Genomic DNA, 25750 nt, shown 5'->3' with positions numbered 1-25750 from the left:
ACATCGACTATGAACAGGCTCCGCAAATTGAGCGACGACCGCGGGGATGTCCCCGGCTGGGTGCTCATCACGCTGATGACCGCCGGGCTCGTGATCATCATCTGGGGACTCGCCGGCCCCGCCCTCAGCGCGGTCTTCGAGCAGGCCATCCAGCGCGTCACCGGCTTCTGAGCCGGGTTCGTCGTGATCACGCGCCGGCTGGGATCGATAGTGCACGACGACGCCGGCTCGGCCGTCGCCGAGTTCGTGATGGTCGGCGCGCTGCTCACGATGCTCACCCTTTCGGTGATCCAGCTGGGGCTGGCCCTGCACATCCGCAATACCGTGCTCGACGCGGCCTCCGAGGGGGCGCGGTTCGCCGCCCTCGCCGACAGCTCGCTCGGAGAGGGCGTCGCACGGTCGCGTGAGCTCATCACGACGGCGATCGGGCCCGGCTACGCGGAAAACGTGACCGCGAGCTACGGGCGATACCTCGGGCATCCGTCGGCGACCGTGACGGTGCGAACGCCCCTTCCGCTCATCGGCCTGTTCGGCATCGACGGCGGGCTGGAGGTGACCGGACATGCGGCGGTGGAGACGATTCCGTGACCGTGTCGGTAGCGAGGACGGCACCGCCTCGCTCGAGTTCGTCACCGCCGGAATGATCCTGCTGCTGCCGATGGTGTACCTCGTGCTCACGATGTCGGCGCTACAGGCGGCATCGCTCGCCGTCGAAGGGGCAGCGAGACAGGCGGTGCGAGTCTATGTGCAGGCGGCCGACACCCGGAGTGCCGAGGCGGAGGCCGAGCGCGCGATCCGTTTCGCTCTTGCCGACTACGGACTCGACGCTTCGCAGGCGAGCGTGGCAATCTCGTGCAGCCCCCACCCCTCCGACTGCCTGCAGCGGCGTGCCACCGTGACGATCAGAGTCGGTGTCTCCGTCGGGCTGCCGCTCGTGCCGCCCGCGCTGTCGATCGATGGTCCGCTGACCATTCCGCTCCGGTCGACGGCGACCGAACAGGTCTCGCGGTTCTGGGGTGCACCATGAAACACGCACTGAAGGGAGAGGATGGGTCGCTCCTGCCTCTCACCATCTTCTACGGCTTCCTCTCGCTGGTGCTCATCCTGCTCATCGTCGCTGCGACGTCCCTCTACCTGGAGCGCAAGCGGCTGTTCACGCTCGCGGATGGCGCGGCCCTGGTCGGCGCAGAGGCCTTCGCCCTCGACGATGTGTCCGTCTCCCCCGGGGGACCGCGCCCCCTCCTGCGCTCCGAGGAGGTGCGGTCGGCGGTCGCGGAGTACCTCGACGACGGGCCGCACGACCAGTTCGAGTCGCTGCGGCTCGAGTCCGCGAACACTGCCGATGGCAGGAGCGCGACTGTGAAACTCTCGGCCTACTGGCGACCACCGGTGGTGTCGCTGCTGTTACCCCAGGGCATCCGGCTCGACGTGACGGCCGTGGGGCGGTCGGTCTTCGGCTGAGAAGCACAGTCCGAGCGGATGCCCATGCGCGAGGCTGGCCCCCTGCCTCTCCGCTCGCTGAACATCAGTTTCTCGGCATCCGGGTGCTTCGACATCAGTTTTTCAGACGTTCGCGCCGGCGGATGATGTCGAGCGCGGCCGCGACCCCTGAGCACCCGGCGGGGATCATGCTGAGAGCTTAGGGGCGACCGGCTTGAGCGGGTTGCGGCTGGGGTACTGTCGGGATTTATGGAGGATGGCGGCGCGTACCCGGCGCGCGATGACGCTGCTTCGGCAGGTGTCATCTGGGACGTGCTGGTGGTCGGAGCCGGCCCCGCGGGTTCGTCCGCAGCGCGGGTCGCGGCCGCGGGTGGGGCATCCGTCCTTCTTGTCGATCGCGCACGTTTTCCGCGCTACAAGACCTGCGGCGGCGGCCTGATCGGCATCTCGCTCGCCCACCTCCCGGACTCGGTGTTGTCCACGGTGGAGCAGCGGACCCGCGAGGTGAGGTTCTCACTGCGCGGGGGTTCGTCCACGACCTACCGGCGCGCCCTGCCGTTTCTTGCGCTGGTGCAGAGAGAGCGTTTCGACGAGGCCCTGGTCACGGCGGCCGTCGCCGCGGGAGCGTCCTTCCGCGACTCCGTCGTGGTGAGGGCGGTGGAGGAGGCGGATGGGTTGGTCACCGTGACGACGGACGGCCCCACCCTGCGTGCGCGGGTCGTGATCGGCGCCGACGGCACGAGTGGTCGCATCGGGCGTTACGTCGGCGTGCAGAATCGCGGCATTGACCTCGCCCTCGAGGTGGAACTGACCCGCACCCCGGAATCCCAGGCCTGGGACGACAGCATCGCCTTCGACTGGGGACCGGCGCCGGGCAGCTACGCGTGGGTGTTCCCCAAGGAGAAGGTGCTCACCGTCGGCGTGATCCAGGCGCGGGGAGAGCCGCAGCAGACCCGGGACTATCTCGAATCCTGGCTGTACAGCACCGGCCTCGACACCCTGGAGACCGAGCGATCGAGCGGCCATCTCACCCAGTGGAGGGCACCGGACTCCCCGTTGCGCCGCGGCAGTGTGCTTGTCGCGGGAGATGCCGCCGGCCTCCTCGACCCGTGGACCCGCGAGGGCCTCTCGTTCGCGCTGCGCTCCGGATGCTGGGCCGGCGATGCCGCCGCAGCCGCGACCACCGGAGGCGGCTCGCTCGACGACTACGGCCGGCGGGTCGACGCGGAACTCGAGCCGGACATCCGGGCGGGGGAGCGCCTGCTGCGCTTCTTCGAGAAGCATCCGCGGATGGTGCACTTCGCGCTGGCAGATACCCGCACGGGAATGAGGCTGTTCCTCGCGGTCTGCGACGGCACGAAGACGCTGGGCGGCATCCTCTCCAACCGGGTCTTGAGTCGAGCACTGCGAGTGTTCGGCTCGTGACATCGGCGGAAGCAGCCCTGCTGCTGGGAGTGGATTTGGATGCGACGCCGGCCGAGATCGAACGGGCATTCAAGCAGCGCGCGCGGATGTCGCATCCCGATCGGTTCACGGGAGCCTCGCCCGCCGAATCCCGCGCCGCGGCGGCGGAGTTCATCCGGGTGAGCGAAGCGCGCAACCTGTTGCTGCGGCTGGCGGCGGAGCGGGTCGGCGCGGCGGGAAGGCCGAGCCCCCCACGCATCACCGAGTCGCTCGTCTACACCTCGACACCCGGTGACCGACCCGTGCCGCGGCGCAGTGGGGCAACCCTGATCTGGACCTTCCTCCTGCTCGTCGCCAGTGTGTTCTGCTTCCTCGGGGGCACCCTGCCGCTCTCGCCGTGGAACCTTCTGCTGCTCGTGCCCCTCGACCTGTGTGCCATCGCCTATGCCCGCACGAGTCGTCAGAGCGCACTGGTGGGTACTCTCGTGTTCGGCGCGATCAATGCCGCGGTCGCCGTCACGATCGCGTCATTCGGATCCCTCGTCGCCCTCGAAATCCTGCTCGCCCCGGTGATCGCCCTCGTGGTGATCGGTCGAAGCCGCCGCGGGCGTCGATTGGTGTGAGCCCCGACTAGTCGAGGGGCGGATGTCGCGGGGCATAGCGCGGCACGTAACGCAGGAGCACCCCGGCCCCGAGCAGCCCGACCACTCCGAGCACTCCGCTCGCGAAGGCGATCGACACCGCGGCGGTGAGGGCGGAGAGCACGAGCGGCGACACCGCGCTCCCGGCATCCCCGGTGAACCTCCAGGCGCCGAGGAAGGGCGCGGGATTAGCCTGGTCGGCGAGGTCGGCGCCCAAGGTCATGAGGATGCCGCTGCCGAGCCCGTTAGCGAGCGACATGAAGGCCGCCGCGGCGATGAACCACGGCACGGCGGTGGACAGGTCGTGGGTGACCGCGAGCACCAGGTGCCCGACACCGAGACCGATCATCGACGGCAGCGCGCTCCACAACCTCCCGAACCGGTCCATGATCTGCCCGCTCGCGTAGAACAGCGCGAAGTCGAGGGCTCCGGCCGCTCCGATGATCAGGGCGGTCTGGGCATCCGGTATTCCGATGCTCACCGCCCAGAGAGGGAGGATCACCTGGCGGCTCGCGCGCATCGCCCCGATCAAGGCAGCGCCGGTGCCGAGCCGGGCGAGCACGGCACGACTCGACCAGATGGTTCGGAAGAGGCCGCGCGACTCCGCGGCGAGGAAAGCGCCACCCTCTCGATCAGACGGCGGGGTCCGCCGCTCGGCGAGCGCTTCGGAGGGGTCGCGCAGCACGAGAAGGAGCACCGCAGCCCCGATGCAGCCGGCGATGTGCACCCAGAACACGGACTGGGTCGACCCGGTGAGGTGGATCACCGCGGCGGCGATGAACGGCCCGACGAAGTAGCCGAGACGGAAGGTTCCACCGAGCGTCGAGAGGGCCCGAGCTCGGAATTCGCGCGGCACGAAGCTCGTCATGAAGGCGTGGCGGGCGAGCGCGAAGACGGCGGTCGACAGCCCGATCGCGAAGATGCCCAGCCCGAGAAGGAAGGGATTCGGGGCGGCGAGGGCGGTCACAAGGCCGACGAGGGACAGCAGCGCGGCGTAGATCATCGCGGTGCGCTCGCCGATGCGGCTCACGATCCAGCCGCTCGGGATGTCACCGAACAGCTCTCCGAGCAGGATCATCGACGCGATGACCCCGGCGACGGCGAGCGAAGCGCCGAGGTTGTCGGCGACCTGGGGGATGATCGGGATGATGGCGCCCTCGCCCACCGAGAACAGCAGGGTCGGCAGGATGGCCGGCAGAGCGATCGACCGGAAGCTGAAGTCCGGTCCGCTGCTGCTCATCGGTAGCGACGTTACCCGCTCAGGGGTCGAACCCCGGCACCCGGTAGTCTTGACGGCGATATGGACGAGCTCGATTTTTCTGAACAGATCGCCGCACTCCGCTCGACCTTCGCGGACATCCGCGCCGTCGTCGGTGTGGAGAAACTCCAGCGTGAGATCGCGGACCTGAGCGAGCAGGCCGGTGTGCCCGACCTCTGGGACGACACCGACAAGGCTCAGAAGATCACCTCGGACCTCAGCCACCGGCAGGCGGAGCTGGCCAAGATCGTGAGCATCCAGAGCCGCCTCGATGACCTCGAGATCATGGTCGAGCTCGCCAATGAGGAGGCGGATGCCTCGGCAGCGGCCGACGCGCAGACCGAGCTCACCAGCATCCAGAAGCTCCTCGGAGAGCTGGAGGTGCAGACCCTGCTCAACGGGGAGTTCGATTCGCGCGCCGCCGTCGTCACGATCCGCGCGGGAGCCGGGGGAGTGGATGCCTCGGACTTCGCCGAGATGCTGATGCGCATGTACCTCCGCTGGGCGGAGCAGCACAACTATCCCGCGAAGGTGCTCGACACGAGCTACGCGGAGGAGGCCGGCATCAAGTCGACGACGATCGAGGTCGACGCGCCCTATGCCTTCGGCACGATGAGCGTCGAGGCCGGCACCCACCGCCTCGTGCGCATGAGCCCCTTCAACTCGGCAGGCAAGCGCCAGACCAGCTTCGCGGCCGTCGAGGTGATCCCCCTCATCGAAACCACCGACGTCATCGACGTGCCGGAGGGCGACATCCGAGTGGATGTCTTCCGCTCGAGTGGCCCGGGTGGGCAGTCGGTCAACACCACCGACTCCGCGGTGCGTATCACCCACATTCCCACCGGCACTGTCGTCTCGATGCAGAACGAGAAGAGCCAGATCCAGAACCGCGCCGCCGCGATGCGCGTGCTGCAGTCCCGGCTGCTGCTCATCGAGCGGGAGCGCGAGGCCGCGCAGAAGAAGGAACTCGCCGGAGTGATCACCGCAAGCTGGGGCGACCAGATGCGCAGCTACGTGCTCGCGCCGTACCAGATGGTGAAGGACCTGCGCACGGACTACGAGGTCAACAACCCCTCGGCCGTGTTCGACGGCGATCTCGACGGCTTCATCAACGCCGGCATCAAGTGGCGTAAGCGCGACCAGAGCGAGTAGGCCCCCGGTCTCGACACGCGCGCTGAGCGCGCTACTCGACCAGCACGCTGCGCGGGTCTCGACACGCGCGCTGAGCGCGCTACTCGACCACCGGACCGCCTGCTGGTCGAGTAGGTCGCCCAGCGACCGTGTCGAGACCTAGACCGTCAGCGTCTCCGGCGCATCCCCGAAGTCGTCGATCGGCAGCCGCACGCCGCCCTGCAGCGCCGACTGGTGGGCGACGATGCCGGGCAGCGTGAACCGGGCCGCGACCCACGCGTTCACCGGGGGCAGAGTGCCGTTCACCACTGCTGTGACGAAGTCGTCGGCGAGGAAGTGGTGGCTGCCCTCGTGCCCGTCCGGCGCGCCGAGGAACGTCTCGGGCAGGCGCGTGGCGTCGTGCACCGGGGCGTGACCGGAGATGAAGGATGCGCGCAGCTCCGGCGCGACGTGCGCGAGCGCCGCATCATCCGCATCCATGCTCTCGGCGGTGGCGAGAAGCGCGGTGACGTCCTCGATGCCCTCCTTGTTCTGCCAGACGGACACCTCCGCGAGCTGCTCGAAGCTGCCCTCGGTGCCGAAGAAGCGGAAACGCGATTCGCGGATGTGCGAGGGGTAACCCACCCGTCGCATCTCGTTGATTCGCATCGATCCTCCGCCGGCCAGCTCGAACAGGGCCGTCGCGTTGGAGAAGTCGTTGTCGAACATGCTGGTCTCCCGGTCGAACACGCCGTCGTCGCGGTCGTCCGTCACTCCGATACAGCTCACGCTGACGGCGTGGGTGGGGATCGCGCCGAGCACTCCGCCGATGGAATGGGTGGGGTAGAGCATGGGCGGGTAGCTCGCGGTGCGCTTCCACTCGGGTCCGCCGCTGTATTCGTAGGCCGCATAGAACCCGAGGTCCATGTCGTGAACGTAGTCTCCCTCGGCGTAGAAGACCCGACCGAAGGCTCCCTCGGCGAACTTCTCCCGGGCGTACACGGTTGCCGGGTTGTAGTAGCTCGTCTCACCCATCATGTAGGTGAGGCCGGTCTCGCGCACGGCATCGATGATCGCGGCGATCTCGTCCTCGGTGATCGCCATCGGCACGGCGGAATAGACGTGCTTGCCCGCGCGCAGCGCTTCGAGCACGAGCGCCCCATGGGTCCAGCGCTGGGTGAAGATCGCTACCGCATCCACGTCGGAGGCGAGCATCGCGGCGAAGTCGGTGACGGTGCCGTCGAGCTGCTGAGTCTCATTGAGTTCCGAGGCGCGCTCCGGGAGGAGATCGGTCACCAGGACGCGGGAAACCTGGGGATGGAGCTTGAACAGCTTCGAGAACTGGCCGGCGAACTGGCCGGCGCCGACGACGCCAATGGAGATCGACATGAACAACCTTTCAGGGGATCACAGCTTCGTTACTGCACGAATCCTTAACTGCACGATCAAATCTACTCGTGTAGTCAAATCGTCCGCTTTCTGAGAGTCGCGACATCCGGCCTGTCGCACTTCCCGATTCGGGAGTAGCTCTTTAGAGTCAAACGGTCATGATTCGGTTTGATCAGGTAACCAAGCTCTACAAGGGGAACGCGCGCCCGGCGCTCAATGCGGTGACGCTTGAGATCCTCCGCGGCGAATTCGTATTCCTCGTTGGAGCGTCCGGTAGTGGAAAGTCAAGCTTCCTGCGCCTCGTGCTGAAAGAGGAGAACCCTTCGAAGGGGCAGATCCATGTGCTCGGCCAGAATCTCGGGCAGCTCACCAGCCGCAAGGTGCCGTATTTCCGGCGCAACCTCGGAGTGGTGTTCCAGGACTTCCGCCTCCTGCCGCAGAAGAACGTCTTCGACAACGTGGCGTTCACCCTCCAGGTGATCGGCAAGTCGAAGGGATTCATCCAGGAGGCTGTGCCGGATGTCCTGAAGATGGTCGGCCTCGCCGGCAAGACCAATCGGCTGCCGCACGAGCTCTCCGGCGGCGAGCAGCAGCGCGTCGCGATCGCCCGAGCAATCGTGAACAAGCCCGCAATCCTGCTGGCGGATGAGCCGACGGGAAACCTCGACCCCTCGACATCCGCCGGCATCATGACGCTGCTCGAACGCATCAGCCAGAGCGGAACGACGGTGATTATGGCCACTCACGACGCCGGCATCGTCGACCAGATGCAGCGCCGTGTGATCGAGCTGGTCAGTGGCCAGATCGTTCGCGACGAACGCCAGGGCGGCTATCAGACCCAGACCATCCCGGTGCAGGGCTTCGGGCCGGCATCCGTCTCCCGGTCACACCTCGGCATCGCCGGGCAGGCCGAGGAGGTCACCCGATGAGGTTCGGACTGATCATGTCCGAGGTCGGCAACGGTCTGCGGCGTAACATCTCGATGGTCGTCTCCGTGGTGCTCGTGACCTTCATCTCGCTCACCTTCGTGGGCGCGGCGATCCTGCTGCAGTTCCAGATCGGCCAGATGAAGGGGTACTGGAACGACCGGGCGCAGGTCTCGGTCTACATGTGCACCGATTCCTCCACCGCCGGCCAGTGCAATCTCGTCGAGGCGACCAAGAGCCAGAAGGCCGAAGTCGAAGCGCAGCTGAAGTCACCGGCGCTCGCCGGACTGATCAAGTCGGTCACTTTCGAGAACCACGACCAGGTCTACAAGAACTACAAGACCTACTTCAAAGACACCACCGGTGCGGACTTCATCACCCCGGCCTTCCTCTCCGAGACCTTCTCCATCAACCTCAAGGACCCGTCGAAGGCCGACGTCATCCGCGAGAGCGTCGCGAGTCTCGCCGGTGTCGAACAGGTGGTCGACCAACGCAAGTACCTCGATCCGATCTTCGCCGCCCTCAACGCCGCCAGCCTCACCGCGGTGAGCATCGCGGTGCTCATGCTGGTGGCGGCCGTGCTACTCATCGCCACCACCATCCGGCTGTCGGCATTCTCAAGGAGACGGGAGCTCGGGATCATGCGCCTGGTGGGTGCATCGAACCGGTTCATCCAGACCCCGTTCATCCTCGAAGGGGTGATCGCCGCACTCATCGGATCCGTCCTCGCGAGCCTTGCCGTCGTGTCGATCGTGCGGTTCTTCGTGCAGGGGTACCTCGGCACGCAGTCGCTCGACACTCCCTTCATCGGCATGTCCGACGCCTACGTCGTCGTGCCGATCCTCCTCGTGGTCGGAGCGGTGCTCGCTGCGGCATCCGCGAGTTTCGCGATCAGTCGGTACCTGAAGGTCTAGACCCCGTTAGAGTGGAGGGCTGCGCGCGGATCGCCTGCGCGCAATCTATCCAGGAGTGAATCGTGCCGAAGGAACGTGGCCAGAAGGTTGTGGCCACCAATCGCAAAGCGCGCCACGACTACACGATCGAAGACACCTATGAAGCGGGGCTGGTTCTCACCGGCACCGAGGTGAAGTCTTTGCGTGAGGGTCGGGCGTCCCTTGTCGACGGCTACGCCTTCGTCGAGTACGGCGAGGCCTGGCTGGATGCCGTGCACATTCCCGAATACAACCAGGGCACCTGGAACAACCACCCGCCCCGCCGCAAGCGCAAGCTGCTGCTGCATAAGGCGCAGATCCTCAAGATCCACAACAAGACCAAAGAGGGCGGCTACACCCTCGTGCCGCTGAAGATCTACTTCAGCGACGGACGCGCGAAGGTCGAGATCGCCGTCGCAAAGGGCAAGCGCGAGTACGACAAGCGGCAGGCACTGCGCGAACGCCAAGACAATCGCGAAGCGGATCGGGCCATGTCCGCTCGCCGCAATCTCGGCGACTAAGCCCTCCGAGTCTCTAGCCCGTGTCGGGTCGCTTGAGCGGCCGTGATCTCGTCGATTAGTCCCGCCCGGATGCCCGCGGTCGGCCCGATAGCGGAGATCCTCGGACGCGTTCGGCGCGTCGCGTCCCGGCAACGGCGTGTCGCCGCGAGTCTCCGCTGTGGGGCATCCGGATCAGGGCGACGGGCGCGGGCCAGACCCGGGTCGCGCAAGTCCTCGCCACACGGCCGTCCGCACCGGTGCGCCGAGGCTTGCGCGCCCGTTTGTTGACCATCCGCCGGAATATTCGGCAGCATGGAGCACAATCGTCAGCGCAGTCGGCGAATGCGGGCAGGCAAGCGCAACTCAGCTCGCGACGAACCGCGCGTCGACCACGGCGTCGACCTCGATGTCTTCCGGCGTGAGCGAGAGTTCCGGGGCGGAGCCGGTGGCCATCATCCGCGACATCGGGTGCGATCCGCCGTCGTCGGATGCCCCCACCCGGTCGCCGAGCATGCCTTGGTCGGCGAGAGCGACCGCGCGAACCGACCCGAGCCCGATGCTCTGGGCGTAGACGCTGGCCTTGGCCACGGCATCCTTCACCGCGCGAGAGCGCACTTCGGCGATGACCGCCGTGCGGCGTCCCTCGGTGAGAGCCCACGTGATGTCACCGACGGTGAGGCCGTCGAGCACGGCGACCTGCTCGATCCATTCCGCCATCGATGCGAAATCGCTGAACTTGACACTGAAGCCCACGCGGGAGTGGAACACCGGGGGAAGTTGGGTTCCGTCCTGGCTCCACGGCTTGGAGCTCCAGACCTGGATGCTCTCGCTCGACCACCACGTGATCGGGCCGGCGGCGGGGTAGTGCAGGGCCGAGACGAGACCGCGCACCGTGGATGCCACCGCAACCGTTTCGGAGAAGACGGACTCACGATCCGCCCCCTCGAATCCGACGGAGAGCCGCACCGTCGCGCGCTCCGGCGGGTAGAACGATGAGAATCGGCCCTGCACGGTGATGATGGTGTCGGTCACACTGTCTCCCCAATGGTGGTCGAAGCCGTCCCCGTATCCTGCCATGCCTTTCAGCGGTGGCGGAAGCCGGGCATCCGACGTATGCTTGAGGGCTGCCGAGAGGCAGAGTGGCTCGCCTGCGAGCCGTGACAATTCAACAGCGCGCGATAGCTGCTCACACTTCCTGCAAGACGGGAAGGTGCACCTGGGGATGATCGGTTTCGACATTGCCTGCGTGAGTGTGAGAAGCGGGTCGAGGATGCAGGGTTATCTCGTAAACGATCTCTGCAAACAACAAGTGCGAAATCTAACCGCGCTGACTTCGCTCTCGCTGCCTAAGCAAGAGCACTAATGAAGTCCGTCAGACCGGGGATGCTCTCTAACCGGATCCTGGCGTAATTTAGAGAGATTGCTGTGGCGCGGTGTGTAAAAGCACCAAGTCTTAGGGCGCCGCGGGACTTTTACTGGGACTGGGCTCGTCGGATTGGATGCCAGTGGCAAATTCCGGAGCCGAGTAGAACGATTTCACTGGATACACCCGTAGAAGGCATATGACCACAGCAGTGGACGGGGGTTCAATTCCCCCCATCTCCACCCTGGTGGCTATCGCGCGTTGTTGACTGTCGCACAGAACGGTGGGCGAGGCATCCGGGGCTCTGAAGGCGGGAATCGACGCATGGCCAGGAAGCGCGAGAAGCGCCCTGCGGCGGGCCGTCCCGAGTCCGGGCGCATCAAGCCGAGCCGTCCCTATGTGCGGATGCCGGTGGCGGAGCCGATCTCCGTGGAGCGTGCCGTCGAAGAGGGGCTCCTGATCGCCCGCTCGGCTCTCACCATGGACGTAAAGAACCGTATCATCGTGAGTGCCCTGCGTGACGATCACCGTTTCGATGCCGCCGAGACGGCGTCCTGGGTCGCGCTGGAACTCACGGGCCTGTCAGTCGAGCAGGCGGAATACGCCGAACGGATGAATGACCTCGCTGCCGAGGTGACGGACCGGCACGGTCCCACTCGCCACGAGCACGACTACGGCCCCCGCGACTACCGTCTCCTCACCAGGAGGGGGTTGGCCTACGCGGGCCTGTCCGACGAGCTGGCCCGCCTGGTGGATGACCCGACGTTCGTCGAGAGCGTGGTCGAGGATGCCCGCGGCCAGGCCTGGTCGGAGATCGGCACCGCCATCGAGTCACGCCTGGACATCGCGCCGATGCGGCATCCGGATGACCTCTACGAGCTCGAGCGTGACACCCGCTTGCGCGCCTTCATCGCGATCGATCTCGCCCGGCTGCGACGCAGTGCGGGCGAGATCGCCGTGGGTTGAGACCGACTGCGCGCCCGAAAGTGGACCGCGCCGACGATCTTTTCGCCGCACGGTCAACGAATGGCAGCAGAGTTCGGTTGAGCTCTGCGCACACGGCAAGAGCGCACTGCACCGGGGGCGCGGCTCAGCCGACCCGCAACCAGAGGAACCGGCGGGCTCCGAGTGTGACTCCGCCCGAAAGGGTCACGACGTGGCCGTTGACCAGGTCGGTCGCACGGTCGGGCATGCCCGACAGCGTTTCGGCCGAGACCTCCTCCGGGGCGTCGGAGAAATTCGCGAGCACGAGAACTATGGTGTCCGGCCCGGGGCGCTGGTAGCCGAGCACGTGGGGGTTATGGGTGGTGAACGGCACCAGTGTGCCTCCCGCGAATTCGGTGGTGTAGCCGCGCACCTCGATCAGCCGGGTGAGTCCCTGGTAGATCTTGCCGGCATCCGTCGTCGGATCGGCACGAGTCGCGTAGGCAGCGGCCGGATACGGCGGCCGGCCGACCCAGCGGCTGTCATCGGCGTGCGCGGGAACCTCGAGATACCCGTAATCGTTGAGCTGGCCCACTTCGTCGCCGAGGTAGAGCAGCGGGATGCCCCCGGTACTCAGGATGATCGAGTGCGCAAGCAGGATGCGATCGACCGCGCCGGGGTCGTTGGCCTCCAGCCCGGCGAGCGAGGCCGTGGTGCCCGAGATGCGACAGTCGCCGGTGCGCGGGTTGTCCTGGAAGGGCACTCCGCGGGCGAAGCTTCCGTCGAACCGGTTCACGTAGAACGAGTTGAGGAAGCGGCGGTGGTCCGAGCCGTTGATACCCAACTCCGCGGCATCCTCGTCGGCGAAGGTCCAGCCGATGTCGTCGTGCCCGCGCACGTAGTTGACCCAGGCTGTGCCATCCGCGATCTCGTGCCGACGCTCGAGGGCCTGCGCAAGCAGCCCGACCTCCCGCGTCGCGAGCGAGTTCCAGATGAGGGCCATCTGAAGGGGGTTGTAGCTGAGTTGGCACTCCTCGAGAGAGATGTATTCCGCGACCTGGTCGGGATGCACGATCGCCTCGGACTTGAACAGCAGGGCGGGTGCGGCGATGCGGCACACGGCGTTGAACGCCTGGATCAGCAGGTGCGCTTCCGGCAGGTTCTCGCTCGAAGTGCCGAGCTGCTTCCAGATGAACGCGACGGCGTCCATGCGCAGCACATCCACACCGAGGTTCGCGAGAAAGAGCATCTCTCCCGCCATCGCGCGGAAGACCGCGGGATTGCGGTAGTTGAGATCCCACTGGAAGGAATGGAAAGTGGCCCACACCCACCGTCCGTCGGGCAGCGGCACGAAGGAACCGGGATGGTCGTCGGGGAAGATCTCGCGCACGGTGAGTTCGAATTCGTCGGGCATCGTGCGGTCGGGATAGATCCAGTAGAACGCCTCGTGGGCGGGGTCGCCGGCGAGGGCCTTCCGAGCCCACTCATGCTCGTTCGAGGTGTGGTTGAAGATGAAGTCCAGTACAAGCGAGATGCCGTTGGCGCGCAGCTCGGAAGCGAGCTCGGCGAGCTGCGGCATGGTGCCGAGGCTCGGGTTGACCTCACGATAGCTCGAGACCGCATAGCCGCCGTCGGAATTCTCCTCCGGCGCGAGGTAGAGGGGCATGAGGTGCAGGTAGGTGAGACCGAGTTCACGGAAATAGGGGATGCGCGAGCGCAGGCCGGACAGATCGCCGGCATAGAGGTCCACGTAGCAGACCCCTCCGAGCATCCGATTCGACTGGTACCAGTCCGGGCGCGCATCGCGGGTCGCATCGAGGGTGCGGAGATCCGCCGGGCGATGCTGCCAGGAGTGCGCACAGTCGATGGCGAGCAGTGCGAGTTGCTCGCTCGCCTCGGCACCCTCGCCGTAGATACGGCGGAAGAGCTCACCGAGCCGGGGGGATTCCGTGTCGAATCGCGCCTCGAATGACGTCCAGTCTGCGTCGGTGGTGGTGTCGCGGCGGCTGGCCGAGACTCGGTCGCGGAGGGGATGCGCCGTCGCTTCCATCCGCTCGTCAGTAGGGGACACGGCTGCAAGTGTATGTGCCGCGGTCAGCCTCGGCCCGGTTGTACCGTCGCGATTCGGCGATGAACCGACTTGGTCTGGAGGTAGGCGTTCAGCCCCTCTGGCCCGAACTCGGTCCCCAGCCCGGAGTCATGTCGGCCCGCGAAGGGGGCGGCGTGATTCGAGGCGAAGAAGTTGATTCCGACTGAACCGGTGTCCAACCGGCGGGCAAGGGCGAGGGCGGCGTCGTCATCTGCCGAGAAAATCGTGCCGCCGAGACCGAAGCTTGTGTCGTTGGCGATGGAGACCGCCTCCTCGATCGACGAGTAGCTGAGGATCGACAGCACCGGCCCGAAAATCTCCTCCCGGGCGATGCGCATGCCCGGTGTCACATCGCGGAAGACCGTCGGGGTCACCCAGAAGCCGCGATCGAAGGGGGGCGGCACGTCACCACCAGTGGTGGGCCGTGCGCCCTCGGCGATCCCGGACCGGATGTAGCCAAGGACCGTGTCGCGCTGGGCGGAGGTCGCAGACGGACCGAACACCGTCGACGGGTCAAGCGGATCACCTTGCGGCGCGGCGGCGATGGTCGCCGTGATCATGTCGACGACTTCCTCGTATCGCTCGGCGGGCACGAGCATCCGGGTGGAGATGTAGCAGGTCTGGCCGGTGTTGCGCATGCAGGTGCGGATGAGCACGCGAGACAGGGCATCCAGGTCGGCATCGGGCAGCAGGAGCGCACTCGACTTGCCCCCGAGCTCCAGGGTGACGGGTCTCAGCAGTTCCCCGCAGGCCGCGGCGATGGAGCGCCCGACCGGCGTGGACCCGGTGAACGCGACCTTGGAGACCAGCGGATGACGCACGAGGGCATCACCGACCGCGCTCGGCCCGGTGACCACATTGAGCACGCCGGCCGGAAGCCCGGCGGCTGCTGCGGCGTCCGCGATGAAGCGGATGGACAGCGGCGTCGCCGATGCCGGCTTGATCACCACCGTGCATCCGGCCATCAACGCCGGTGCCAATTTCGCGACAACGAGGTTGATGGGGAAGTTCCAGGGCGCGATGAGAGCGCAGACACCGATGGGTTCCCTCCACACCACGGTTTCTGCCGAACCATCCGGGAACGGGCGGATATCGGGTGCGGCCAGAGAGTTCGCGAGCCCCGCGTAGTAGCGGAAGATGCTCGCAGCATTCGACGCCGCCCCGGAGGTCTCTGCTACCGGTGAACCGTTCTCGAAGGTGTTGGTGTGCGAGAGCGGCCCGGATAGTTTCTCGATCTCGTCTGCGAAACGCAAGAGGATGGCCGCTCTTGCACAGGGTGCGAGGTCGCGCCACCCCGTGCCGACGAAGGCGCGATGGGCCGCGGAGACCGCTCGATCGAGGTCCCCGGAACTCGCCTGAGGCACCGACCCCCACATGTCGCCGGTGGCCGGGTTCGTCACGGCGGTGCGCGCGGATCCCTCTGCCCGCGTCCATTCACCGTCGATGAACAGGTCGTCGGTGTGCGTATAGGGCAGGTCGGGCTGTGCGCCGGCGAGGGGCAAGGGGAGGGCGATAAGGGGAGCGCTCATCAGATCAGCGAGGTCCTCAACAGCGCTTCTGCGCGCTCGAGTTCGGTCTGCGCCATCTCGAGCGCCGCGGAGGTGATGAGCTCCGGGATGATGTCCGTGCGCAGGCGCTGGCAGTAGACCGAGGGAACCTGGCCGAACCAGCTGGATGCGAGAGCGATGCCCGCCGGGGTGAATCGCCAGAGCCGGTCCGCATCGCGCACGAGCGAATCCTCGATCGAATACGACTCGGCACGGGTGTCGTGGCCATCGATGATGTCGGTCACCCTCGCGATGAATTCGTCGTCGAAGCCGAGTCCCGGCAACACCTCCCGCGCGATCTCGCAGCCCTTGATCTCGTGCTCGAAGCGGATCTGAGCCCGGCGCCAGTCTTTGCCGAAGCCCTCCGAGATGATCTTGGACTCGTCGACCCGTGCCCATCCGGTGTCGTGCAGCAGGATGGCCACGCGCACGACGAGGGAGTCCGCTTCCGGGTAGGAGTCGCAGAGTCTCTCGGCGAACGCGAAAGAGATGGGAATGTGGATGTTGTTGCCCCTGGTCTGCATCTCCACCTCGACTGCTCGCCACAGTCCGTCCAGGTCGGAGGCGGAGTCGGCCGCGATGGAGATCGGGGAGGTGTCGACCGGATGTTGGGTCTGAAGCGTCACGACGCTCTCACTTTCTTTCTAGCGCTGGCTCGGCAGCGAGGAGCTTTTTGAGGGAGGCGGAGGTGTCGGTCACGAGGCCGGCCGGGATCACCTGGCCAGTGTGGAGGGCGTTTCGAACCGTGATGAAATCCAGCGGGCTGTTGATGCAGTCCGCGGCGATGATCTCGCCGTCGCGGTAATAGACCACAGAGAACTTCTCCGAGTCGGGGTCACCCCGAAGCACGACCTGGTCGTGTCCCGCCGAGAGGCCGGCGATCTGCAGCTTGAGGTCGGCCTGGTCCGACCAGAACCAGGGCACGGTCCTGTGCTCGGCATCGATGCCGAGCAGGGTAGCCGCCGCCACCGTGGCCTGCTCGACGGAGTTCTGCACGCTCTCGAGACGCACCCGCCCGTTTCCGAAGTCGGTGATCGACGGATTGGGCATGTTCGCACAGTCACCGGCGGCCACGGTGAGGCCGTCGGAGGTCCTCGCGTGGGAGTCGACGACGATGCCGTTGTCGATGGAGAGACCCAGTTGCTGCGCGAGTTCGGTGCGGGGTACGACTCCCACCCCGATGAGCACGAGATCGGCCGGCACGATCGACCCATCGGCTAGCTCGACACCGGACACCGAACCGTCCACGCCGACGATCCGGGTGACCCGCGCGTCGAGGACGATGCTTGTGCCCCGGCGGCGATGGGCTCTCAGGTAGAACTCACTCGTGGCTTCCGAGACGGCTCGTCCGATCAGCCGGGGTGCCGCTTCGAGCACGGTCACGGTCTTGCTAGCGGCGCGGGCGCCGGCCGCGACCTCGAGCCCGATGAATCCGCCACCGATCACGACGACGTCCTTCGCCGTAGCGAGGCTCTTCGCCAGAGCCGCAGCATCCTCGAGGTCTCGCAGGTAGGTGACGCCGCCGAGGTCAGAGCCGTCGAGCGGGATGCGGCGCGGGGCCGCGCCGACCGCCAGTGCGAGCCGTGCGAAGCGGAAGATCCGCCCGGATGCCGAAACGGCTTCGCCACCCCGCGCATCTCGCGAAATGTGCACGATCTGCTCACCGGTCACGACTTGGATGTGGTGGTCGGAGTAGAACTCGGGAGTTCGAAAGGTGAGGGACTCCGCCGTCGCCTCTCCCTTCAGGAATGCCTTCGAGAGCGGCGGGCGCTGGTAGGGCGCATGCGCCTCCTCACCGACGAGCACGATGGGATCGGTGTCACCGAGCTCGCGGAGGCTCGATGCGAGTTGCACCCCGGCCTGGCAGTTGCCGATGATGAGAGTGCCGTGACGCTCGACGGACGACAGGTCGGACACGGCGGTCACACCTGTGTTTCCGGGGTGCGCACGCGAACGGCGACGCCGTCGTCCAGTGACAGCTGGCACGAGAGGCGGGAGTTCTCTCGACGGTCCACCGCGGTGCCGTCGAGCATGTCGTCTTCGAGGTCCTGCATGGGAGGGAATGCCGCGGTACTGTCCGCGCACAGGAACACGTGGCAGGTCGCGCAGGAGAGGCTTCCTCCGCACTCGGCGACGATCCCCGGCACGCCGTTGCGAACGGCGGTCTCCATGACGGAGTCCCCGGGGCGGGCGTCGAGGGTGACCTCGCTGTCGTCCTGGGCGATGAAGGTGATGGTGGGCATTTTCGGGTCTCCTAGGTGAACTGCCGGCCGCCGTCGACGACGATGGTCTGGCCGGTGATGTAGGCGCTGCCGGGTCCGGCGAGGAAGAGCGCGGTTCCCACGATGTCGTCGGGCTCACTCGAGCGACGTATCGCCCCGCGGTCCACCCCGTAGGTCGCCGCATCATCCATGAGTCCGTAACTCGCTTCGGTGAGGGTGAATCCCGGGGCGATCGCATTGACCGTGATGGAGCGTGCGCCGAGTTCCTTTGCGAGCACCCTGGTGAGGGCGATCACGCCCCCTTTCGATGCCACGTAGTGGGCCCAGTGCGCGGACCCGCTCATGACCGTGGCCGAGGAGAGGTTGATCACGCGCGCGCCCTCCGAGAGGTACGGCGAGCACGCGCGGGTCACCAGCCACGGGCCCTTGAGATTGACGGCCATCACCCGATCCCACTCCTCCGGATCGATCTCGGTGAAGGGGGAGCGGGTGATAGTCGCGTAGATCGCGGCGTTGTTGACGATCACCTCGATGTGGCCGTCTCCGAACTCCGCCGCCTCCGTCGCCATCGTCGACACCGACTGCAAGGAAGTCACGTCGACGGCGAGCGGGAGCGCTCGTCCACCGGCCGATCCGATGAGGGCCGCCGTCTCCGCAGCGCCCTCGAGGTTCACGTCGGCGACGACGACTCGGGAGCCCTGCTCTGCGAAGGCGAGAGCGAAGGCACGGCCAAGGCCACCAGCCGCACCGGTGACGAGCACCGTCCGTCCGGTGGTCGCGGCCGTGCCCGCGTCAGGCATGGCTGCTTGCGAGAGCGGGTTCGGCGATCACCGGTGCGTCGATGATCGTGACCCTGCCGGTGTTGCCATCGACACGGAGCCACTGTCCCGTCGTGATCTCGGCGGAGGCAGTGCCGGTGCCGGTCACGGCCGGCATGCCGTACTCGCGGCAGACGATGGCCGCGTGGCTCATCATGCCGCCGATGTCGGTGACGGTGGCCCTGATCTTGCCGAAGATCGGGCCCCACGACGGCGCGGTGACGGGAGCCACGAGGATGTCGCCCACCTGCACCTCCGAGAGCTGGTCGGAGCTGCTGATGACTCGTGCCGGCCCCTCCGCGATGCCGCTCGAGGCGGCCATTCCGCGGAACTCGCCTTCTGGAGCATCGGAGTCGCCCAACCAGTTCGCGATCTGGTCGGAGGTGATGCCCCACAACATGAGGGTGAACGGTTCCGTGATGACGGCGGGTGGGGTGTTGAGAGCGGGCTGCGGGCGCTGCTTGGACAGGGCGTCGATGATCACTGCACGCCGAGCGATCTCCGCCGGCCAGTAGTCCGGGCCGATGGCCGGGGCGCCGACCGCCCATCCGGTCACATAGTCGAAGAGTGCCTCACGCACCTCGTCTCGACGCAGGTAGAACATGTCGTTCGGGTTCGCCCAGAAGCCCTGCTCGTGCAGCATGTTCGACAGCTGCCGTGCCTTCCGCCAGAACACGCCCATCGTCCAGTGCTCGATGTAGAAGTTGTGGTTCTCCACGTAGGGATACACCTGCCTGGCGAGGCCGAGCTTGCCCTGGAAGGCCTCGAGTTGTTCGGGCGAGAGCAGCTCGGAGTACTCCTCGGTGATTCGATCGCGCTCCACGATGAGTTCGGCGACGGGGCGGTCGATGTTCTCGCCGAGCTCGAGCCGGGAGATGTAGTCGCCGATGTATCCGAGCGGAAGCTCGAGGTAGTCCATCCAGTACTTGTCGTGGGCGTAGAAACCGTTGCCGACCGTGAAGTTGAACCACGGGTCCTTGGCTTCCTCCCACGCGGCGAGCCACGCGGATCCACCGGTCGCCGCCCCGATCGCGGCAAGAGTCGCTTCCGGATCGGCCGTGTTGCCGAAGTGCCCGGTGAGGCCGAGCTCGATGGCGAGCTTCGCCAGCTTCTTGAGCTCGTCATCCGGTCGGAACAGCTCCATGTCCACTCCCTGCACCATCTTCGCGACGGCCTGGTCCGGGATGCCGGGGAACACCTCTGTGCAGTAGGTGAAGAAGTCGAGGTAGGCGACGTAGCCGAGGTTCAGGAATTCGAAGTGGTACTGCCAGGCGCGGAAGGCGAGGGAGATGAGCTTGTCGAAGGTGTTCATGAGGTCGTCGTTCGGGCCGGTGCCCTTGCCCGACAGCACGTCGTCGATGTCGACGGCATCCGGCAGCGCCTCGAAGCTCAGGGCATTGAGCTCCTCGATCGTCGAGTGGATCTTGCCCTTCCACCGTTCGAGCAGCGTGTCCCAGTTCTGGAAGTAGTGACCGGCGCGCTGCATGAACTGGGGCACCCGTGCCGCGATCTCGTCGGGGGCGACACCGACCGGGGACATGAAGACGTAGCCGTTGTGGATGCGGAACTCGATGCCGTTGGCCGGCGGGATGAGCAGGTGGCGCGAGTTGTACTGGCCGAGACAGGACACGGCGAACTCGAACCCGATCGTCTCGAAGGGCTTCGTCACGGTCGGCCAGTGCTGGCTGTCGCAGAACCAGAACTTGCTCTCCTCGACCTCGCGGCGATTCTCCTGGAAGACGAGGTTGTAGGCGTAGAGATCCTTCCATCCCTCGCCCCCTTCCGCGGGCTCGAGGGCATAGGGACTCGGGAATGACTTCTCTGTCATGTCAGGCAACCGTTCTGTTGGAGGTGCGGGTCTTGGTGGGGTGTCTCAGGCCCGGGCGGCCTGGGACAGGAGTGATTTGGTGATGCTCTCGATGCCGAATCCGGCGGAGGAGATGGTGATCGACCCGCTGTCGGTCGACGAGAACACCGTCTCGGGCCGGGACTGGAGCAAGAGCAGGTTCTCGCCGGCCGGGAGGTCCCGGTCGAGCGCCCATTCGATGTCCTGGGGCGCCTTGAAGTGCCGCTCGGCCCTCTTCGCGATCGTGGCGATCGCGGTGATTTCGGCGTCGTCGATGCAGAACTCATTTCGGCGCGCCCCGGTCACTTCGATCTCGACGAGAGCTCGCGCATCGACATCCGGAACCAGTTCGGCGTGCTTGTCGCCCAGGGTCTGCTTGACGACCATGAGCATGACCTTGTCCACCACGATGTTGTCGGGTGTCACCTGGCCGGAAACGACGAGCTCGCCGAGTCCGTAGGACGCCTCGATGACGATCTTCGATCGGTCGCCGGTCGTCGGGTCCATCGTGATGGCGACGCCGGCCACCCTCGCATTGACCATCTTCTGCACGGCGACCGCCATCGACAGTCCCTCGTTCGGGATCTTGTTCTTCAGGCGGTAGATGATTGCGCGCGAGGTGTACAGGGAGGCCCAGCACCGACGGATGTGCTCGGTCACCTCCGCAAGGCTCGTGAGCCAGAGGTAGGTGTCCTGCTGTCCGGCGAAGCTGGCCTCCGGAAGGTCCTCCGCGGTCGCGGACGAGCGAACGGCGACCGGGACGGGACTGTCGAATCGAGCCTGGAGCGCCGCGTAGGCCTCTACGGTGGCCGCATGGAGCTCCGTGGGTACCGGGCGGGAGGTGATCTCCGACCGGAGTCTTTCCGACACCCGATCGACGGCATCGATGTCGTCCGCGTCGAGGCTGAGCAGGAGGGAGTGGATGTCCTCGGCGATGCCGGCCTCGGCGATGAACGCGTCATAGGCGGCGGTCGTGATGGCGAATCCGGGAGGCACCGGCATGCCGGCTGCGGTCAGGGCGACAAGTGAGGCGCACTTGCCGCCGAGCATCGCGTGCTCCGGCAGGGTCTCGCTGTCGAAGAACTGGATGAATGGGTGACTCATTTTTCGAACTCCCAGCTGACGGGCACCGACGTCGGTGCGCGGAATGACAGGTTCTCTCCGAAGGTGATCTTCTCCCCGTCGACGAGTCGGAGGGTGGGAACGGCCGCGATCGTCTCCTCGATCACAATCCGGTCCTGCAGCTTCGCGAGGATGTTGCCGAGGCAGTAGTGGATGCCGAATCCGAAGGCGAGGTGAACGCGAGCATTCGGACGGCTCACGTCGAACACCTCCGGCTCCTCGAAGACGGTCGAGTCGCGATTGGCCGACCCCATCAGCAGCAGGATGTCCGCGCCGCGCGGAATGGGAGTGCCGGCGATCTCGGTGTCGACGAGGGCCTTGCGGCGCCAACCGACGATCGACGGGCTGAATCGCAGCGTCTCATCGATGGCGCCGGGAATGCGGGCCGGGTCCTCGACGAGCTTCTTCCATTCCTCCGGATAGCTCAGCAGCAGTCGGATCGTGTTGGAGATCAGGGTGGTGGTGGTCTCATGCCCCGCGAACAGCAGGCTGTAGCAGATCGACGCGATCTCGTGATCGCTGATCTCCGCCCCCTCGCCCTGGGCGCGCACCAGGTCGGCGACGAGGTTGTCTCCGCCGTTCTCATGGGCGTTCGACACCAATCGCAGACATTCGTTCCAGTAGTCCACGAGGTTGTGGGCGTGAGGGATCTGTTCTTCGTCGGAGAGATCACCCCAGGTCATCGCCGCTCGCGAATCCGACCACTTCTTGTAGGTCGGCACCATCTCCGGGCCGACCCCCAGGAGTCCGAGGATCGTGATGGTGGGGATGTCCACCGCGACATCCGCGAGGAAGTCGCCGCGGGCATCCGAGTGCGCGAGCATCTGCTGGAGCAGCCGAGCAGTGTTCTCGCGGATGACCGGCTCGAGCGTCTTGAAGCGGCGGGGGCTGAATTCCTTCTGCACGATCGCGCGCATGCGGGTGTGCTCCGGGGGAACGCGGGCGGAGAGTCCGGAGTAGGCCGTGAAGCCGCCCTCGTTCATGATCCGCACGGCTTCGGCGCTGCGCGGTCGAACCGGTGCCTGGGCATTCTCGCTGCTGAAGGTCTGCCAGTCGGCGAAGACTGCCTTGATGTCCTCGTAGCGGGAGACCACGTAGTACCCGATGCGCTCGTCGAACATGACGGGTTCGTCGGCGCGCAATTCTGCGTAGGAGGGGAAGGGATCGTTCATCACGAATGGCTCGTACCCGTGGTGGTTCTTCGCCGCACCGGGGACCGGGCATCCCGTCGAGGCGGCGACGCCCGGGGAAGAGGCGGTGGTCTGAGCGTTCACGTCGAGCTCCTTCATGGGTTCCACACCTTCGTGGAGTTGGCACTATCTAACGTCGTCACCGGGTCGAGGAAGCGTGACTTGTCCACTGGGTGGACTCGAGCTGAGCGAGCGACTATTGCTCTGGCCGGCGGTGGAGCACCTCGTTGCGGAGCGTGGAAGCGGGCACCCGGGCGATCCCGGACTGGATCCGATCCGCGGTGCCGAGCAGGATGGGCAGGTTGTGCTCGAGTTGGTGTGCGCGAGAGGTCGGGAGCACCATGCCGAGGGCGGCGACGACATGCCCCGCGCCGTCGAAGACCGGAACGGCGATCGAGCACGATCCGAGGCGCACCTCCTCAGACGCGATGGCGAATCCCTTTGCGCGGACCCGTTCCAGGTCCTTGCCGATGAGCGCGGGATCCGTCTTGGTGAACTCCGTCCGCTGGACCAGTCCGTTCACGAGCACGGCGTCACGCACCCAGTCCTCCTCGAAGGCCAGCATCGCCCGCCCGACGGCAGTGGCGTGCATCGGCAGTCGCCCTCCCACCCGGGAGGCTTGGGGAACCCTCCGGGTTCCGTAAACCCGGTCGATGTAGAGCACCTCGGCTCCGTCACGGATGGCGATGTGCACGGTCTCCCTGGTGAGCCCGAAAAGGTCCTGGAGAAAGGGGCGAGCCACATCCCGCAGTTGCCGGCCGGCGTGCTGGCCGAGCTCCCACAGCCTCAGGCCGATCTGGTAGCGGCCGCGCGCATCCTTCTGCACGGCCCCCCACTCTTCGAGCTCGCCGAGGAGTCGATGGGTCGTGCTGTGAGGCAGGCCGCTTGCCGCGCTGATCTCGCTCAGCGACCGCGCGGCCGGGCTTCCCTCGAACACCGCGAGGATGCTCAGGATGCGGGACGTGACCGATTGCCCCGGTGTGCTCGTGCCGCCTGCCATGCCGCGCTCCTCACGCCGTCGACCACCGACAGCAACGGCGCCATTCACGGACCTGTGAGAGAAGTGTCTCACCGGATGTTCCGGCGCCCGGGACCAAGGTCATGCGCTGCGGCGAATCGTCAATGCCGCCACGGTGGCCGTTTAGTGCGAATTCGCACATCCCGAGTGCGAAAAGAGCCGTTGACCCCATATTTGCGTGCAGGAATACTCAGTAGGTCGGGTCTTCGGGTTCGGCATTCCTCCAGCGCCGCCAGGAAAGAGAATCGATGAACAGCTCGACAGTGCCGTTGAACACTCCACCGGACGGCGGTTCCCTTGCCGGATTGCGGGCACTCGTCACCGGCGGCGCGAGCGGTATCGGAGCGGTCTCGGCGCGCGCGCTCGCCGCCCGGGGCGCCCATGTCGTGGTCGCGGACGTCGATGCGACCGGCGCTACAGCGCTCGCCGCCGAGATAGGCGGCTCCGCCTGGGCCGTGGACCTCCTCGATGCGGACGCCATGACCGATGCCGCGCTCGCCTCACCGCTGGAGGGCATCGACATCCTCGTGAACAATGCGGGCATCCAGCGGGTCAGTCCGATCGAGGAGTTCGCTCCGGCGGATTTCCATCGCATCCTTGCGCTCATGCTCGAGGCTCCGTTCCTCCTGATCCGTGCCGCCCTTCCGGGAATGTATGCCCGTGGGTTCGGTCGCATCATCAATGTGTCGTCTGTTCACGGCATCCGTGCCTCGGCATTCAAGAGCGCCTATGTCGCGGCGAAACACGGGCTCGAAGGTCTCTCGAAGGTCACCGCCCTCGAGGGGGGAGAGCGCGGAGTCACCAGCAACTGCGTGGCTCCGGGCTACGTGCGCACGCCGCTGGTCGAGAAGCAGCTCGTGGAGCAGGCGGCGGCGCATGGCATCCCTGAATCGGAGGTGCTGAGCCGCATCATGCTCACCGAGAGCGCCATCAAGCGCCTGGTGGAACCGCACGAGGTGGCGTCCCTCATCGCCTGGCTCTCCTCTCGGGACGCCGCGATGGTCACCGGTGCAAGCTACACCATGGACGGCGGATGGTCGGCCCGCTGAGCACCCGGCCTCAGCGACTCGCGAGACCGAGCAGCTCGGCCTCGAAGGCGACCGTGCGGTCCCTCAGGGCGTCGGCGACGGCGGCCACCGCGGGCTGGCGAAGCGACTCGCTGCGCAGCACCATCCAATAGGGCAGCTGTTCGGCGAACTCCTCGGGCAGCAGTCTCACGAGATCGTCGTGACGGTCGGCCATGAAGCACGGCAGGAATCCGATGCCCGACCCGGCGCGAGTCGCCTCCACGTGCACGAACACGTTGGTCGAGCTGATCGAGTCCCGCATGGTCGGCACCAACCGCCGCGGAGCATCCAGGTCGTCGACCTGCAGCATCGAGTCGACGAAATAGACGAGCGGATGCGTCACCAGCTCCGCGGCATCCTTCGGCGTGCCGAATTGCGCCAGATAGTCGCGCGACGCGTACATGCCGAGCACGTACTCGCCGAGTTTCACGGCTTCGGCCCGGTGCACCTGGGGGGCGCCGACCACCACCTCGATGTCGAGACCGGAGCGGTGCTGCATCGCGCGCCTCGTCACCGTGAGGATCTCGACGCTGAGGTTCGGATGGTGACGCTGCAGGGCGGTGATGGCGGGAGTCGCGATGTAGGCGCTGAACCCGTCGGTCGCCGACATCCGCACGACGCCGCTCAACTGGCGCGAGTCGTCGCCGGTGCTTTCAAGCGCGATGATCGCCGATTCCACCTCCTCGGCCGCCAGCACGGCACGACGGCCGAGCTCGGTCAGCTCCCAGCCGCCGACAGTGCGTGAGAGCACGCGGCCGGCCAGGACCTTCTCGAGTGACGCGATACGGCGGGACACCGTGGTGTGATTGAGCCCGAGACTCTCGGCGGCCGAGGTGAACCTGCCCGTGCGCGACACGGCGAGCAGCACGAGGAGATCGTCGGGATTGGGGGAGGCGGATGTCGCGGCAGAGTCCAGCACATCTGCAAGTATGCACATAAAATGT

General features: G+C 66.4%; 26 protein-coding genes and 1 other RNA gene. 13 read left to right on the top strand and 14 right to left on the bottom strand.

All coding sequences use genetic code 11. The features are described from left to right. The first annotated feature begins 9 nt into the window (after positions 1-9). The 6 genes from ACVXZ4_RS12495 to ACVXZ4_RS12470 all read left to right on the top strand — a co-directional run bounded on the left by ACVXZ4_RS12495 (position 10) and on the right by ACVXZ4_RS12470 (position 3467). Positions 10-171 carry a hypothetical protein gene (locus ACVXZ4_RS12495; RefSeq protein ID WP_461795162.1) on the top strand — a complete coding sequence of 54 codons (162 nt, stop codon included), beginning with the start codon at positions 10-12 and terminating at the stop codon, positions 169-171. A 39-nt stretch (positions 172-210) separates the two neighbouring features. Further along, complete coding sequence (locus ACVXZ4_RS12490) at positions 211-588, top strand: TadE family protein (RefSeq protein ID WP_461795161.1); 378 nt, start codon at positions 211-213, stop codon at positions 586-588. After that, positions 563-1027, top strand: coding sequence for a hypothetical protein (locus ACVXZ4_RS12485; RefSeq protein WP_461795160.1), 465 nt, complete (start codon positions 563-565; stop codon positions 1025-1027). Before ACVXZ4_RS12490 ends, ACVXZ4_RS12485 begins: the two co-directional genes overlap by 26 nt. Then, a complete protein-coding gene (locus ACVXZ4_RS12480) occupies positions 1024-1461 on the top strand; it encodes a pilus assembly protein TadG-related protein (RefSeq protein ID WP_461795159.1) in 438 nt (145 codons plus the stop codon). The genes ACVXZ4_RS12485 and ACVXZ4_RS12480 overlap by 4 nt, the downstream gene beginning before the upstream one ends. A 228-nt stretch (positions 1462-1689) precedes the next feature. After that, positions 1690-2865: a geranylgeranyl reductase family protein gene (locus tag ACVXZ4_RS12475; protein WP_461795158.1), complete on the top strand. Its 1176-nt coding sequence runs from the start codon at positions 1690-1692 to the stop codon at positions 2863-2865. After that, complete coding sequence (locus ACVXZ4_RS12470; protein WP_461795157.1) at positions 2862-3467, top strand: J domain-containing protein; 606 nt, start codon at positions 2862-2864, stop codon at positions 3465-3467. Before ACVXZ4_RS12475 ends, ACVXZ4_RS12470 begins: the two co-directional genes overlap by 4 nt. A 7-nt stretch (positions 3468-3474) precedes the next feature. Here ACVXZ4_RS12470 and ACVXZ4_RS12465 read toward each other — a convergent pair whose 3' ends face one another. Then, positions 3475-4725, bottom strand: a complete 1251-nt coding sequence (locus ACVXZ4_RS12465) for an MFS transporter (protein ID WP_461795156.1) — start codon at positions 4723-4725, stop codon at positions 3475-3477. Between the two features lie 60 nt (positions 4726-4785). Between ACVXZ4_RS12465 and prfB the strand changes: the two genes are divergently transcribed. Next, positions 4786-5895 (top strand): peptide chain release factor 2, encoded by a 1110-nt coding sequence (gene prfB, locus ACVXZ4_RS12460; RefSeq protein ID WP_461795155.1) that lies wholly within the window; start codon positions 4786-4788, stop codon positions 5893-5895. 138 nt (positions 5896-6033) lie between these two features. On the opposite strand, the gene ACVXZ4_RS12455 is transcribed toward prfB, so the two are convergent. Further along, on the bottom strand, positions 6034-7242 hold the full coding sequence (locus tag ACVXZ4_RS12455; RefSeq protein WP_461795154.1) for a Gfo/Idh/MocA family protein: 1209 nt from the start codon (positions 7240-7242) through the stop codon (positions 6034-6036). Between the two features lie 158 nt (positions 7243-7400). On the opposite strand from ACVXZ4_RS12455, the gene ftsE reads away from it, so the two are divergent. The 3 genes from ftsE to smpB all read left to right on the top strand — a co-directional run bounded on the left by ftsE (position 7401) and on the right by smpB (position 9621). Beyond that, positions 7401-8171, top strand: a complete 771-nt coding sequence (gene ftsE / locus ACVXZ4_RS12450) for a cell division ATP-binding protein FtsE (RefSeq protein ID WP_461795153.1) — start codon at positions 7401-7403, stop codon at positions 8169-8171. Continuing rightward, the gene (ftsX, locus tag ACVXZ4_RS12445) at positions 8168-9082 is read left to right on the top strand and encodes a permease-like cell division protein FtsX (protein WP_461795152.1); all 915 of its coding nucleotides are present in this window, start codon (positions 8168-8170) and stop codon (positions 9080-9082) included. Before ftsE ends, ftsX begins: the two co-directional genes overlap by 4 nt. 62 nt (positions 9083-9144) lie before the next feature. After that, complete coding sequence (gene smpB, locus ACVXZ4_RS12440) at positions 9145-9621, top strand: SsrA-binding protein SmpB (protein ID WP_185203085.1); 477 nt, start codon at positions 9145-9147, stop codon at positions 9619-9621. A gap of 342 nt (positions 9622-9963) precedes the next feature. Here the strand turns inward: smpB and ACVXZ4_RS12435 are convergent, their stop codons facing one another. Continuing rightward, the gene (locus tag ACVXZ4_RS12435; protein ID WP_461795151.1) at positions 9964-10632 is read right to left on the bottom strand and encodes an SIMPL domain-containing protein; all 669 of its coding nucleotides are present in this window, start codon (positions 10630-10632) and stop codon (positions 9964-9966) included. A gap of 186 nt (positions 10633-10818) precedes the next feature. On the opposite strand from ACVXZ4_RS12435, the gene ssrA reads away from it, so the two are divergent. Both ssrA and ACVXZ4_RS12425 read left to right on the top strand, forming a co-directional pair. Continuing rightward, positions 10819-11208: a transfer-messenger RNA gene (ssrA, locus tag ACVXZ4_RS12430) on the top strand. Between the two features lie 79 nt (positions 11209-11287). Beyond that, positions 11288-11929 carry a hypothetical protein gene (locus ACVXZ4_RS12425; protein WP_461795150.1) on the top strand — a complete coding sequence of 214 codons (642 nt, stop codon included), beginning with the start codon at positions 11288-11290 and terminating at the stop codon, positions 11927-11929. Positions 11930-12053: 124 nt separating this feature from the next. Here ACVXZ4_RS12425 and ACVXZ4_RS12420 read toward each other — a convergent pair whose 3' ends face one another. From ACVXZ4_RS12420 to ACVXZ4_RS12375, 10 genes are all read right to left on the bottom strand, one after another. Beyond that, a complete protein-coding gene (locus ACVXZ4_RS12420; protein WP_461797979.1) occupies positions 12054-13937 on the bottom strand; it encodes an amylosucrase in 1884 nt (627 codons plus the stop codon). Positions 13938-13981: 44 nt separating this feature from the next. Continuing rightward, positions 13982-15505 (bottom strand): aldehyde dehydrogenase family protein, encoded by a 1524-nt coding sequence (locus ACVXZ4_RS12415; protein WP_461795149.1) that lies wholly within the window; start codon positions 15503-15505, stop codon positions 13982-13984. Then, positions 15505-16149 (bottom strand): HD domain-containing protein, encoded by a 645-nt coding sequence (locus tag ACVXZ4_RS12410; RefSeq protein ID WP_461795148.1) that lies wholly within the window; start codon positions 16147-16149, stop codon positions 15505-15507. The genes ACVXZ4_RS12415 and ACVXZ4_RS12410 overlap by 1 nt, the downstream gene beginning before the upstream one ends. A 7-nt stretch (positions 16150-16156) precedes the next feature. Further along, on the bottom strand, positions 16157-17449 hold the full coding sequence (locus tag ACVXZ4_RS12405; protein ID WP_461795147.1) for an NAD(P)/FAD-dependent oxidoreductase: 1293 nt from the start codon (positions 17447-17449) through the stop codon (positions 16157-16159). After that, complete coding sequence (locus tag ACVXZ4_RS12400; protein WP_461795146.1) at positions 17446-17766, bottom strand: 2Fe-2S iron-sulfur cluster-binding protein; 321 nt, start codon at positions 17764-17766, stop codon at positions 17446-17448. The genes ACVXZ4_RS12405 and ACVXZ4_RS12400 overlap by 4 nt, the downstream gene beginning before the upstream one ends. 11 nt (positions 17767-17777) lie before the next feature. Next, positions 17778-18545 carry an SDR family NAD(P)-dependent oxidoreductase gene (locus tag ACVXZ4_RS12395; RefSeq protein WP_461795145.1) on the bottom strand — a complete coding sequence of 256 codons (768 nt, stop codon included), beginning with the start codon at positions 18543-18545 and terminating at the stop codon, positions 17778-17780. Beyond that, on the bottom strand, positions 18538-20391 hold the full coding sequence (locus ACVXZ4_RS12390) for a PEP-utilizing enzyme (RefSeq protein ID WP_461795144.1): 1854 nt from the start codon (positions 20389-20391) through the stop codon (positions 18538-18540). The genes ACVXZ4_RS12395 and ACVXZ4_RS12390 overlap by 8 nt, the downstream gene beginning before the upstream one ends. Positions 20392-20436: 45 nt before the next feature. Beyond that, positions 20437-21513 carry a PEP/pyruvate-binding domain-containing protein gene (locus ACVXZ4_RS12385; RefSeq protein WP_461795143.1) on the bottom strand — a complete coding sequence of 359 codons (1077 nt, stop codon included), beginning with the start codon at positions 21511-21513 and terminating at the stop codon, positions 20437-20439. Next, positions 21510-22820 (bottom strand): cytochrome P450, encoded by a 1311-nt coding sequence (locus tag ACVXZ4_RS12380; protein WP_461795142.1) that lies wholly within the window; start codon positions 22818-22820, stop codon positions 21510-21512. Before ACVXZ4_RS12380 ends, ACVXZ4_RS12385 begins: the two co-directional genes overlap by 4 nt. A gap of 97 nt (positions 22821-22917) precedes the next feature. Beyond that, entirely contained in the window at positions 22918-23721 is an 804-nt protein-coding gene (locus ACVXZ4_RS12375) for an IclR family transcriptional regulator (RefSeq protein ID WP_461795141.1), read from the bottom strand. Between the two features lie 266 nt (positions 23722-23987). On the opposite strand from ACVXZ4_RS12375, the gene ACVXZ4_RS12370 reads away from it, so the two are divergent. Beyond that, positions 23988-24788, top strand: coding sequence for a 3-hydroxybutyrate dehydrogenase (locus ACVXZ4_RS12370; protein WP_461795140.1), 801 nt, complete (start codon positions 23988-23990; stop codon positions 24786-24788). Between the two features lie 10 nt (positions 24789-24798). Here the strand turns inward: ACVXZ4_RS12370 and ACVXZ4_RS12365 are convergent, their stop codons facing one another. After that, positions 24799-25743: a LysR family transcriptional regulator gene (locus tag ACVXZ4_RS12365; RefSeq protein WP_461795139.1), complete on the bottom strand. Its 945-nt coding sequence runs from the start codon at positions 25741-25743 to the stop codon at positions 24799-24801. Positions 25744-25750 lie beyond the last annotated feature (7 nt).

Source organism: Lacisediminihabitans sp. FW035 (assembly GCF_054880895.1).
The sequence above is the reverse complement of the archived record's forward strand: the minus strand, read 5'-3'. Positions and strand labels throughout refer to the sequence as shown.

Coding starts and splice junctions, on each gene's coding strand:
- ACVXZ4_RS12455 (WP_461795154.1), bottom strand. CDS start 7,242: ATGTCGATCTCCATTGGCGTCGTCGGCGCCGGCCAGTTCGCCGGCCAG.
- ACVXZ4_RS12395 (WP_461795145.1), bottom strand. CDS start 18,545: ATGCCTGACGCGGGCACGGCCGCGACCACCGGACGGACGGTGCTCGTC.
- ACVXZ4_RS12475 (WP_461795158.1), top strand. CDS start 1,690: ATGGAGGATGGCGGCGCGTACCCGGCGCGCGATGACGCTGCTTCGGCA.
- ACVXZ4_RS12385 (WP_461795143.1), bottom strand. CDS start 21,513: ATGAGTCACCCATTCATCCAGTTCTTCGACAGCGAGACCCTGCCGGAG.
- ACVXZ4_RS12370 (WP_461795140.1), top strand. CDS start 23,988: ATGAACAGCTCGACAGTGCCGTTGAACACTCCACCGGACGGCGGTTCC.
- ACVXZ4_RS12380 (WP_461795142.1), bottom strand. CDS start 22,820: ATGAAGGAGCTCGACGTGAACGCTCAGACCACCGCCTCTTCCCCGGGC.
- ACVXZ4_RS12425 (WP_461795150.1), top strand. CDS start 11,288: ATGGCCAGGAAGCGCGAGAAGCGCCCTGCGGCGGGCCGTCCCGAGTCC.
- ACVXZ4_RS12485 (WP_461795160.1), top strand. CDS start 563: ATGCGGCGGTGGAGACGATTCCGTGACCGTGTCGGTAGCGAGGACGGC.
- ACVXZ4_RS12415 (WP_461795149.1), bottom strand. CDS start 15,505: ATGAGCGCTCCCCTTATCGCCCTCCCCTTGCCCCTCGCCGGCGCACAG.
- prfB (WP_461795155.1), top strand. CDS start 4,786: ATGGACGAGCTCGATTTTTCTGAACAGATCGCCGCACTCCGCTCGACC.
- ftsE (WP_461795153.1), top strand. CDS start 7,401: ATGATTCGGTTTGATCAGGTAACCAAGCTCTACAAGGGGAACGCGCGC.
- ftsX (WP_461795152.1), top strand. CDS start 8,168: ATGAGGTTCGGACTGATCATGTCCGAGGTCGGCAACGGTCTGCGGCGT.
- ACVXZ4_RS12365 (WP_461795139.1), bottom strand. CDS start 25,743: ATGTGCATACTTGCAGATGTGCTGGACTCTGCCGCGACATCCGCCTCC.
- ACVXZ4_RS12390 (WP_461795144.1), bottom strand. CDS start 20,391: ATGACAGAGAAGTCATTCCCGAGTCCCTATGCCCTCGAGCCCGCGGAA.
- ACVXZ4_RS12465 (WP_461795156.1), bottom strand. CDS start 4,725: ATGAGCAGCAGCGGACCGGACTTCAGCTTCCGGTCGATCGCTCTGCCG.
- ACVXZ4_RS12480 (WP_461795159.1), top strand. CDS start 1,024: ATGAAACACGCACTGAAGGGAGAGGATGGGTCGCTCCTGCCTCTCACC.
- ACVXZ4_RS12400 (WP_461795146.1), bottom strand. CDS start 17,766: ATGCCCACCATCACCTTCATCGCCCAGGACGACAGCGAGGTCACCCTC.
- ACVXZ4_RS12375 (WP_461795141.1), bottom strand. CDS start 23,721: ATGGCAGGCGGCACGAGCACACCGGGGCAATCGGTCACGTCCCGCATC.
- ACVXZ4_RS12420 (WP_461797979.1), bottom strand. CDS start 13,937: ATGGAAGCGACGGCGCATCCCCTCCGCGACCGAGTCTCGGCCAGCCGC.
- ACVXZ4_RS12495 (WP_461795162.1), top strand. CDS start 10: ATGAACAGGCTCCGCAAATTGAGCGACGACCGCGGGGATGTCCCCGGC.